Below are 12,424 nucleotides of genomic sequence, written 5' to 3' on the forward strand. Positions count from 1 at the left end.
TCAATTTACTAACTAACCACCATGAATTTTAAAACCGCCTTTTTTTCAATGGCCTTTTTGTCATTGTCTATAACTATCACCAAAGCTCAAGAAATCTCCCTAGAAAAATCTTCTTTGGTAGGAAACAGAATCGCAGAATTTATTCCGAAAGGATTTGATCAAAGCAAAACGCCTTCGCTGATGCTTTCTTCAGAACCAAAATCTAAAGGAAAAGTACCAGCAAATTGGAGTTTAATTCCTGAATTTTCATTTAAAAATAATAAAGCAAGCGCAGTTATCAAACTTCAGGGAAACGTAAGTCTGTATGGAGGAGGTGAAGTAACTGGACCACTTTTACGCAACGGACAATCTATAAAATTATGGAATACAGACACAGGTGCGTACAGCGTTGAAGGCGGTAAGAGATTGTACCAAACCCATCCGTGGGTTATGGGCGTTCGCGAAGACGGCTCTGCTTTCGGAATTATTTTCGATAGTAGTTGGAAAGCAGAATTAATTACCAATTCAGATCAGATTGTTTACAATTCTGAAGGCGCTTTGTTTAGAGTTTATATTATAGACAGAAATTCTCCGCAAGAAGTGATAAAAGGACTTTCTGAACTTACAGGAACGATCAAATTGCCTCCGCGTTGGGCATTAGGATACCATCAATGCAGATTTTCTTATGACAGCGAAAAACGTGTTATGGAAATTGCAGACACTTTTAGAGAAAAGAAAATTCCGTGCGATGTAATCTGGATGGATATCGATTATATGCAAGGATATCGCGTTTTTACATTCGATAGCATTCGATTTTCAAACCCTAAAAGATTAAATGACAATCTGCATCAGAACGGTTTTCGCGCTGTCTATATGATCGATCCAGGAGTAAAAGTAGATAAAGATTACAGCGTTTACCAATCGGGTTCTAAAGATAATGTTTGGGTGATGAAAAATAATGGAGAAGAATATCACGGAAAAGTTTGGCCGGGAGATTGTGCTTTTCCTGATTTTACTTCTCCAAAAACCAGAACTTGGTGGAGCGGACTTTATAAAGATTTCTTAAATACTGGAATTGACGGTGTCTGGAATGATATGAATGAACCTGCCGTCAATGATAATGATTTTCCAGAAGACAAACGTCTTGGAACAATGCCTTACGATACGCCGCATAAAGGCGGAGGAAATTTACCGCAAGGTTCGCATTTACTTTATCACAACGCTTACGGACGGTTGATGGTTGAAGCATCTTATGAAGGAATTTTAAAAACAAATCCAGGAAAACGCCCTTTTCTGCTTACCAGATCAAATTTATTGGGAGGACAGCGTTACGCGGCAACTTGGACGGGCGATAATTTTGCTGGCTGGGATCATTTGAAACTTTCTGTGCCAATGTCACTTACATTAGGATTATCCGGACAGCCTTTTAACGGACCAGATATTGGAGGTTTCTTAGGAAATACAGATGGCGATTTATGGGCAAACTGGTTGAGTTTTGGCGCTTTTATGCCTTTTGCCCGCGGGCATGCCTGTGCAGGAACAAATGATAAAGAACCTTGGGCTTATGGATCAGAAATCGAGAAAACTTCTCGAATTGCTTTAGAACGCCGTTATCGTTTGTTGCCTTATTTGTACACACTTTTTTATGAATCTTCTAAAACGGGACTTCCAGTTATGGCTCCTGTATTTTTTGCAGATGGAAAAGATGCGCGTTTAAGAGCCGAGGAACAGGCTTTTTTATTAGGAGAAAATCTGCTGGTTGTTCCTGCTTTTGCAAAAGATCCAAAACTGCCTAATGGAATTTGGGGAGAATTAAATTTGATCGAAGGCGAAAAAGAAGATAAATACCAAGCAAAACTGAAAATAAGAGGCGGTTCTATTATTCCTGCTGGAAAAATAATTCAAAATGCGGGAGAAAATTCTTTTGATCCGTTGAGTCTTTTTGTTTGTCTTAATGAAAAAAATACGGCAAAAGGAGAATTGTATTTAGATGCCGGCGATGGTTTTGGATTTGAAAAAGGAGATTATGCTTTAATCACTTTTGCTGCCGAAAAAAAGAATGATAAAGTTTTGGTGAAAGCTGCAAAAATAGAAGGGAAGAGAAAAAGCAGTGAAATTCAAAAAATCAATGTGAGCTTAATGCTTGAAGGCAAAATATATATGGCTTCAGGAACGCTAAAAGATGGAATTACAATCTCATTAAAATAAATGGTTATGAAAAATATATTTGTAAAATACGGTTTTATTGCAGTTATTTCTTTGATCAGTAATGCAGCTTTGAGCCAGCAATCTGCGAAAAAGTTGTCAGATTACGTAAATCCGAATATTGGAACAGCCCATAGCAGATGGTTTTTTTACACGCCAGCAGCAATGCCTTTTGGATTGGCAAAACTTGGGCCTTCAACAAACGGTCATTTAGGAAATAAAGACGGTTGGGAAGCGACGGGTTACGATGACCGAGATACTTCGATAGAAGGTTTTGCTTGTTTGCACGAATTTCAGGTTGGCGGAATTGTTTTGGCGCCTTCTGTTGGAAAATTACAGACAATTCCGGGAAGCCTTGAAAATCCTGATGAAGGATACCGATCAAGATTTGATCGAAAAGATGAATATGCTACGTCTGGATATTATTCGGTTTTACTTAAAGATTATAAAGTAAAAGCAGAACTTACCGCTACAAAAAGAGTTGGTTTTCAAAGATATACTTTTCCAAAATCATCACAGTCCAATATCATTTTTGACATTGGAAACAGACAAGGAGAAAGCGGAGCCGTTAGAGATGCTAAAGTTGCTATTACAGAAGATGGAAGAATTGAAGGCTATGTTATAACCATTCCAGAATATGTAAAAAAATATCAAGCAGGCGCTGATGTAGCTATGTATTTTTCAGCAGTTTTGGATAAGAAACCCGCAAATTTTGGAGTATTCAATAAAAAAGAAAATCAGGCAGGAAGTAAAGAAATTTCAGGAGAAGGCTCGGGAGTTTATTTGACTTTTAATACCAAAGAAAATGAAACCGTTACGGTTAAAATAGGGTTGTCTTACACCTCTATAGCAAATGCAAGATTAAATCTTGAAACAGAAGCAAAAAATCTAAATTTTGATGCGGCGAAGAAAAAAAACCAAACCGTTTGGAATGATTATTTTGGAAGAATAACGGTAGAAGGAAAAAATGAAAATGATAAAATTAAATTTTACACGGGTTTATATCACGCTCTTTTAGGCCGTGGCCTAGGAAGTGATGTAAACGGAGCCTATCCGATGAATAATGGTCAGGTTGGACAAATTCCGCTTGACGGAAAAGGAAAACCTCAGCATAATTATTATAATACAGATGCTATTTGGGGCGGTTTTTGGAATCTAACGCAGCTTTGGGCTTTGGCTTATCCTGAATATTATGCTGATTGGGTGCAAGGTCAATTGCTTGTTTATAAAGATGCCGGCTGGCTTGGAGACGGAATTGCAAATAGCAAATATGTCTCAGGAGTTGGAACCAACTTTACAGGACTTGCAATTGCCTCTGCTTACAATTCTGGAATCCGAAATTTTGATGTGGAAAAAGGATATGAAGCAGCTTTAAAAAATGAATTGGAATGGAAAGATAGAATTGAAGGCGCAGGAAAAATGGATGTGAAGCAATTTGTAGAGTTGGGTTATTCTCCGTTTTTAGATAATATGGAATTTAAAACGAATACAGAAGGTTCTGGATTTTCTGCTTCTCATACTTTAGAATATTCTTATAGCGCTTATGCTGTTGCCCAATTTGCAAAAGCTCTGAATAAAACGGAAGATTATGAAAAACTAATAAAATTGGCAGACGGCTGGAAATTGCTTTATGATAAAGAAACCGCTTTTATAAGACCAAAATATGCTAACGGAAAATTTGTTCAAAATTTTAATCCGTCAGAACCTTGGCGCGGATTTCAGGAAGGAAATGCTTGGCAATATACATTTTATGTTCCTCACAATGTTCCAGAATTGGTGGCGACTTTAGGAAAAGATACTTTCAACGAACGTTTGAATGAAATTTTTACAAAATCTCAAAAAAATGTATTTGGAGGCGGAACTAAAATCGATGCTTTTGCTGGATTATCAGGATTTTATAATCACGGAAATCAGCCAAACTTGCATATTTCTTGGCTTTTTAATTTTTCTGGAAAACCTTATTTAACACAGAAATGGGTTCATGCAATCTGCGATGAATTTTACGGAACAGAAGGAATTCACGGTTACGGATATGGTCAAGATGAAGATCAAGGACAATTGGGCGCTTGGTACGTAATGTCTGCCATAGGATTATTTGATGTGAAAGGACTGACTGATATTAATCCATCTTTTCAAATTGGAAGTCCGTTGTTTGATAAAATTACTATCAGGCAATCCGATAAAACAAAAACTTTTATAATTGATGTTAAAAACAATTCTAAAAGGAATATTTATCTTCAAGAAGTAAAATTAAACGATGCCGATTTAAATAAGCTTTCGATAGATTTAGCAGCAATTAAAAAGGGAGGAAGTTTAAAAATGAAAGTAGATGCACAACCTTCTGAAGCTTGGTCTAATTAATGAGATTCTTATGAAAAAGATTTTATATTTCATTTTAATTTTTTCGTTTTCAAAAGCAATTGCACAAACAGGAATTGCGAATGAGACAAAAAATAATAATCCGATATTCAAAGGCTGGTACGCAGATCCCGAAGCCATTATTTTTGATAAAACGTATTGGGTTTATCCCACTTTTTCTGCCCCTTATGAAAAGCAGGTTTTTTTCGATGCTTTTTCTTCAAAAGATTTAGTGCATTGGACAAAACATGAAAAGATTGTAGATACTTCAGCAGTAAAATGGGCGAAAAAAGCAATTTGGGCACCGTCGATCATAAAACATAAAAAGAAGTACTTTTTGTTTTTTGGTGCAAATGACATTCAAAACGATAATGAAGTCGGCGGAATTGGTGTCGCGGTTGCCTCAAGACCCGAAGGTCCGTACAAAGATTATTTAGGGAAACCGTTAGTAGATAAATTTTACAACGGTGCGCAGCCAATTGATCAATTTGTTTTTAAGGATAAAGACGGTCAATGCTATTTAATTTATGGCGGATGGAGACATTGCAATATTGCCAAGTTAAAGCCTGATTTTACTGGTTTTACTCCTTTTGAAGATAAAACGGTTTTTAAAGAAATCACTCCAGAAAATTATGTAGAAGGACCTTTCATGTTTATAAAAAATAACAAATATTATTTTATGTGGTCTGAAGGAGGCTGGACAGGACCTGACTATTGCGTCGCTTATGCTATTGCAGATTCTCCAATGGGACCATTTAAAAGAATCGGGAAAATCTTGGAGCAAGACAATAAAATTGCTGTTGGAGCAGGGCATCACTCTATTATAAAACTGCCAAATTCCGAAAAGTATTATATTGTCTATCACAGGAGACCCATCACCGAAACACATGCAAATTCTAGAGAAACCTGTATAGAAGAAATGCATTTTGATGAAAACGGTTTTATAAAACCCATTACAATTACCAATGAAGGTGTAAAATCACAATTAATTAAATAATAAAAAGATATAGTTGTAAAACGTTATTATTATGATGGATTGCTTTCATGTATTTTGAAAGCTGTCCATTTTTTTTGTAACTAATTCATTTTCTAAAAAAAAATATGAATTTTGAAATCTTAAATTCATTTCAGAAGCAGCATTTTAATTGTAGAAAGACTTAGGAATAAAACTTTTGAGCTGGTCAGATTTCCCTTTTTTAAACATAACTTTTTTATTTGACTCCTATTTACCTTTCAATTTGGTTCATCTTCTGCATTTCCAGTGTTTTCGGGTGCTGTTTGAATGATTTGAACACAACTTTGAAACAAAATGGGGTAAATATAATGTTGTGATTCCACTAATTTGGTCAAAAAATAAATATGATTTTTTTAAGATTTAAATTGAAGTATCCGCAAAAAAAGATATCATATTTTATGATGTCATAAAAGTAATGCAATTCAGACCCCAAAAGATATTTGTATTGCGAATGAATACTAAAGTGAATTGTTAAAAGATCTTTTTTATTTAAAACTAACTAATAACCAAACCAAAAAGTAAACCAAAATGAAAATTGAAACGACGTGTAAAATGTCATCCGTTCATTTGAGCTTATTTACGTGGAGTAAATTTAAGCTTAACGAAATCGGATTGATTTGCTTATTTTTTTTAATGCTCTGTTCGGGAAATGTTCACGCCCAAACAGGAAATTCTAAAGACCCTATAAAGGTAAGTGGAGTTGTAACCGATTCTAAAGGATTATCTTTACCAAGTGCAACTGTAATTGAAAAAGGAACAAAAAATGCTGTATCAACAGACTTTGACGGAAGTTACACGATTACAGTTTCTTCTCAACAGGCAATTCTAGTTTTCAAGTACATTGGAATGAAAGAAGTGGAAGCGCCTGTAAACAATTCTAAGAAAGTAAACATAACCATGCAAGATGAAACAAGCGATCTTCAAGCTGTTGTAGTCGTAGGTTATGGTACGCAAAAGAAAGCATCTGTTGTTGGAGCAATTGCTACAATTAAACCTTCGCTTTTACAAGTAGGAACGGCTCGTACTTTAGGAAACAATCTTGCTGGACAAGTTACGGGTATTATGGCGGTGCAAAGATCTGGAGAACCAGGTTACGATCAATCGGATATTAAGATTCGTGGAATTTCGACTTTCAAAGGAGGAACAAATCCGCTGGTATTGGTAGACGGAATCGAAAGAAATCTCAACGATCTTGATCCTTCAGAAATTGAATCTTTCTCTGTTTTAAAAGATGCGGCTGCAAGTGCCGTTTACGGGGTTAGAGGTGCAAATGGTGTTATTTTAATTAATACCAAAAGAGGTTTTGTTGGAACTCCGACTATTCAGGTGAGAACAGAATATTCCATTCAGGAACCTACTAAACTTCCAGAGTTTATAAAAGCGGCTCCATACATGACTTTATTGAATCAATTAGCTGCGGAGCAAGGAAGACCACAATTATATTCAGATGACCGTATCTCGAGAACTGCCAGTAATTATGATCCAGATTTATATCCAGACGTAAATTGGATAGATGCCATAACGAAAAAGTTTGCTTTCACTTCAAGATCAAATTTAAATGTTGCGGGAGGATCTGAAATTTTAAGATATGCTTTAACGGCTTCTTACTACAGCGAGAATGGTATTATGGCGGCAGATCCGAATCAGACTTACGATTCTGAAACTAAACTAAACCGTGCAAATGTTCGTACTAATGTAGATGTAAACGTATCTAAAACAACTTTATTAAGAGTGAATATTGGAGGTTTTCTGCAAAATATAAATAAAGCAAATAATAGCACAGATTATTTGTTTGGAACTGCATTTGAAACCACTCCTTTCGTGCATCCGGCAATTTATTCTGACGGAAAAATTCCTAGAGTATTTGCCAGAGAAAATCCTTGGGCTGTTGGAACTCAGCAAGGCTATTACAAACAAGGCGGAAGTAAGATTGAAAGTCTAGTATCATTAGAACAAGATCTTAAAGGAATTACGCCGGGATTAAAAGCAAAATTTACCTACTCATTTGATTCTTATTCAGAAAATAGAATTGTTCGCGGTAAATCGCCTGATTATTATAATGTTGCAACTCAAAGAGATTTAGACGGAAGCTTGATTCATGGAACTGTTCAAGCTTACGGCCAGGAATATTTAGGATATAGAACAGAATCTGCATTTGGAAACAGGCGTGTCTATCTGGAAGCAAATACTACATACAACCGTGCTTTTGGAAAACATGATTTAAGCGGACTTTTATTATACAATCAAGACAGCTATAATGACGGAACAGCTCCTCAAGCGTTTAAACATCAAGGTTTAGCTGGAAGAACGTCTTACACATTTGATAGAAAGTATGTTGGAGAATTTAACTTCGGATACAACGGATCTGAAAACTTTGCAAAAGGAAACCGCTACGGATTTTTCCCTTCTGTAGCGATGGGATGGATTGCATCTGAAGAAAAATTTATGGAGCCTTATAAAGATGTTTTCAATAAGCTGAAAATTCGCGGTTCTTACGGATTAGTCGGAAATGACAATATTGGAGGAAACAGAAGATTCGCATACCTAACTACAATCAGCGATAATAATAATTCCGATTATTGGTTTGGTACGGGGCAAGGCGTGAAATTTGAAGGGATTGAAGAAGGCCAGATTGGAGTAAACAACCTTACATGGGAAAAAGTGGCTAAAGCAGATATTGGTATCGAATTGGGATTATTCAATATGATGGATTTGACTGTTGATATTTTTCAGGAAAAAAGAAAGGACATTTTTGTAGAAAGAAATACAGTTCCCACACAAGCTGGATTTATCAATGCACCATGGGCCAATTTTGGAAAAATGGAGAATAAAGGACTTGAGATTGGTTTTAACTTAAACAAACAGGTAACTGCTGATTTCTTTATGAGCTGGCGCTTCAATTTTACTTACGTAGAAAACAAAGTGACAGAAAGAGACGAGGCAGAAGCTGTAAAAGGAACCTATCGTTCAGGAACAGGCATTCAAAATAATACTTTATGGGGGTATATCGCAAAAGGATTATATACTGATGAAGATTTTTCTTCGCCAGGCGTGTTAGTTCCGGGATTGCCAGTGCCAACATTTGGAACTTCTCTTAGACCTGGAGATATTAAATACGAAGATAGAAATGGCGACGGGATTATTAGCGGTTTAGATGAAGGGTTTATTGGCGGAACAACAGATCCTCAAATTGTGTACGGTTTTGGAAGCAATTTGAAATACAAACAATTCGACTTTAGCTTTTTCTTTCAAGGAGTTGGTAAATCTGAAAGGATAATTGGAGGTTCTAATTTTATTCCTGGAAGCGGAACAGGAACTTTAGGAAATATATATTCTAATTACGAAGACCGTTGGACAGAAGAAAATCCGAGTCAGGATGTGTTTTGGCCAAGGTTAAGTTATGGACCAAATGCCAATAATGCTGTTGCTTCCACTTGGTGGAAAAAAGACATGAGTTTTGGCCGTTTAAAAACGATGGAAATTGGATATTCTTTAAGTAAAGCAATGGCGGAAAGAATGTATTTGCAGGGATTAAGAATTTATATCAGCGGAAACAACCTTTGGTATGTTTCTAATTTTAAACTATGGGATCCAGAGTTGGATACAGGAAATGGTTTGAAGTATCCATCAACAAAATCAGTTCTTTTTGGATTATCAATTGGACTATAATTTAAAAATCAATTAAAATGAAAAATATATACATTAGAACTATATTCCTTTTTTTAGGACTATTATTATCGTCATCCTGTTCTGATTATCTAGATAAAGAGAGTGATACCGAACTTACTTTAGACGGTGTTTTTGATAGCAAAACTAAAACGGAAAACTGGCTTGCCTCCTGTTATTCTAGAATTCCAGATCCAACTTGGGGATATGCGCGCAGTTTAGGATGGGAAATTTTTGGGGATGATATGACTCCGTCAGAAAGATGGCGCCAGTACGATTGGCAGGTAATTCCTTTTATTTTGGGAGATTGGTCAGTTGGTTCGCAATGGAGTCCTGGCTATTGGAATAATCTTCCGCAAAGAATCAGAGAGTGCAATATTCTGATAAAAAACATTAAACCTTTGCCAAGCCAAAATCTAAATGAAGACGAGGTGCGTTTAATGGTTGCTGAATGCCGTTTCCTAAAAGCGTATTATTATTCTTTATTGCTAAATACCTATGGACCAATTCCTTTTAGTCCAGATGAAATTACACCTGTAAATTACAATCTTTCCGATTTGCAAGTTGGCCAGACTCCGTACGACGAAATTGTAACTTGGATAGATAAAGAACTTAGAGAAGTAGAACAAATTCTGCCGACATCTTATTCAGACGGAAGAAAGTTCGGACGCGCGACATCGATTATGTGTAAAGCGGTTAGAGCAAGAATGCTGCTGTTTGCTGCGAGTCCATTAGTTAATGGAAATTCCGAATATGCTGGTCACACCACTAAAGATGGTAAAGCTTTGTTTAATTCTTCGTACGATGCCAACAAATGGAGAATTGCTGCAGATGCCAGTAAAGATTTGATTTTAAGTGCTGAAGCTGCGGGACATAAATTATATACCGAAATGAATTCGGCAGGAAAAATCGATCCGTTTTTGTCTTGCCAAAATCTGCATCTTATTGAAGCAAGCAAGGGAAATACAGAAGTTCTGTTTGCTCGTGTAAATGTGGAATCAGGAGAATATGATAGGCATACTGCGCCAGGTGGAGCAGGTGGGGCAGGCGGATACGGAATTACGCAATCTTTGGTAGATGCTTTTTTTACAGCAAACGGACTTCCGATAAGCGATCCAAATTCAGGATATATCGAAGGAGGATTTTCAGTTAATGACGGCTACTGGACAAACGGAGTAACCAAATTTAACGAAGTAAAAAGCCCTGGTCTTGTAACAATGGCAGGAACTTACAATATGTATTGCAACCGCGAGCCAAGATTTTATTTAGCAGTAAATTTTAATAATGCATGGTATACAGACGGAGATAATGCAGGAAAAGATAAGGGAAGAAAGTTAGAATTTTTTAATGGCGCAAGAGACAATAATAATACGCACGATGCGCCTCAAAATGGCTATTTAGCTAGAAAAAGAACAGATCCGACTAGAAACCCGACTATTGGCTATTTTGCGCCTCGTCACGGAATTTTATACCGTTTAGGAGAAGCATATTTAAATTATGCAGAAGCACTTAACGAAACAGATCCAGGAAATCCAGAAATCTTACTTTATTTAAATAGGATTAGAGAAAGAGCAGGAGTAAGAGGCTATACAATTGGTGCTACAGATGCTCAGAATATTCATGTGGATAATGATCAGGAAAGCCTTAGAAAAGTAATCCGAATGGAAAGACGAGTGGAACTTTGCACGGAAGGAATTCGCTATCACGATTTAAGAAGATGGAAACTGGCTGAAACTGTGCTAAACGGTCCTTTTTATGGAATGAATTTCAATGGAAAGACTGCGGCTGAATTTTATAAAAGAACAGCGTATCAAAATAGAGTATACAGAAAATCTTTCTATTGGTTTCCGATATATCTAGCCGAGATTGAGAAAAATCCAAATTTAGTGCAGGCACCTTTCTGGGACAAATAACTAAAAATCAGAGTAAAATGAAAAATATAAAAAATAGTATCATATTTCTAATAATGAGTTTGGTTTTTGTCTCTTGTACAGACAATGGACTTGAAAATGAGGGTTGGTTGAAGGAACCTAATTTTCCTAATCCGATGACTTTAACGCTTTCCAATAAAGAAGTGATTTTGACAAAAGAAAATGAAGCTGGGAACGCAATCACTTTTACATGGACAAAAGGAAATGATAGAGGAGAAGGAACAACTTTAACGTATTTTTTCCGAATGGATATTGTTGGCAATAATTTTGGAGAAGGATCCGCACCGGGAACAAGCACTACAATTACAGAAGAACTTCCTGAGGGAGTTTTTACTAAATCGTACACTGTAGCACAGTTAAATTCTTTATTGCTTAAAAATTTCAAGCGTCCTGGAGGTGTCGTTACCAATCTTGAAGTACAGATAATCGCACAAGTTAATAATAGCAAACAATATCAGCTGCCTGAAGTTTCAACGTCTAGTTTTGCCGTTACAAGCTACAGTCCAGGACCGTTGCCGTTATTTATGGTTGGAGATGCCATAAGCGGCGGTTGGGATTACAGTGCTGGAAAAAGTTTGCCTGAAAAAACCGAGAGAACGATTTATAATTTCGTCGGAGATTTTTCAGTTGGTTCATTCAAAGTAATTGAAAAAGCGGGCAGTGAATTGCCTTCTTACGATCCGATTGCAGGAAATAAAATTGTATACAATCAAACAACTCCAAGAAATGATGATAATGTCTTTAAAGTTGCAGAAGCTGGGCGCCATTCATTCTATTTAGATATCGATCAAGGAATATATGCTTTTGGCTATGTGCCTTATGAAAATGTCTATATGGTTGGAAATGCGATAAATGGGATCGGTTGGGATATCGGAAGAGCAAGACCAATGGTTTGGGATCCTAAAAATCCTGAAGTATTCACCTATAAAGGACAATTTGATGCTGGAGAATTTAAGCTTCCTTTAGAATTAGGAAACTGGAACGGTAAAAACTTAATGCCACCATCAAACGGAACCGTGCTGAAAGGAAATGGTGCTGACAATACTGTAATGCAGTTAATGCCAAATGGAAATCCAGATAATAAATGGATTATTGAAACTGCTGGACAATATGAATTGACTGTCAATCCAGCGAAAATGACAATCTTGATCAAAAAGCTGTAACTATTTAAGCAGAAGAAAACAAGGCTTTTCAATCGAATCGTATTGGAAAGTCTTGGATTCTTTTTTTAAATTTTTTTATGGAAAGAAAATAAAGTTTTTAGAATGCA

General features: G+C 36.3%; 6 protein-coding genes. All 6 read left to right on the forward strand.

Annotated elements, in window-relative coordinates:
- The first annotated feature begins 48 nt into the window (after positions 1-48).
- The 6 genes from P0R33_RS22060 (at position 49) to P0R33_RS22085 (ending at position 12,317) form a co-directional block, all read left to right on the forward strand.
- On the forward strand, positions 49-2,187 hold the full coding sequence (locus P0R33_RS22060; RefSeq protein ID WP_276173324.1) for a TIM-barrel domain-containing protein: 2,139 nt from the start codon (positions 49-51) through the stop codon (positions 2,185-2,187).
- A 6-nt stretch (positions 2,188-2,193) separates the two neighbouring features.
- Complete coding sequence (locus P0R33_RS22065; RefSeq protein WP_276173325.1) at positions 2,194-4,545, forward strand: GH92 family glycosyl hydrolase; 2,352 nt, start codon at positions 2,194-2,196, stop codon at positions 4,543-4,545.
- Positions 4,546-4,555: 10 nt separating this feature from the next.
- On the forward strand, positions 4,556-5,539 hold the full coding sequence (locus tag P0R33_RS22070; protein ID WP_276173326.1) for a glycoside hydrolase family 43 protein: 984 nt from the start codon (positions 4,556-4,558) through the stop codon (positions 5,537-5,539).
- Positions 5,540-6,085: 546 nt separating this feature from the next.
- Positions 6,086-9,226, forward strand: a complete 3,141-nt coding sequence (locus P0R33_RS22075) for a TonB-dependent receptor (protein WP_276173327.1) — start codon at positions 6,086-6,088, stop codon at positions 9,224-9,226.
- A 17-nt stretch (positions 9,227-9,243) separates the two neighbouring features.
- Positions 9,244-11,136: a RagB/SusD family nutrient uptake outer membrane protein gene (locus P0R33_RS22080; protein ID WP_276173328.1), complete on the forward strand. Its 1,893-nt coding sequence runs from the start codon at positions 9,244-9,246 to the stop codon at positions 11,134-11,136.
- Between the two features lie 17 nt (positions 11,137-11,153).
- Complete coding sequence (locus P0R33_RS22085; protein ID WP_276173329.1) at positions 11,154-12,317, forward strand: SusF/SusE family outer membrane protein; 1,164 nt, start codon at positions 11,154-11,156, stop codon at positions 12,315-12,317.
- Positions 12,318-12,424: the final 107 nt, after the last annotated feature.

Origin of the sequence: Flavobacterium sp. YJ01 (assembly GCF_029320955.1) — a bacterium.
In the GTDB taxonomy this organism is placed as follows: Bacteria; Bacteroidota; Bacteroidia; order Flavobacteriales; family Flavobacteriaceae; genus Flavobacterium.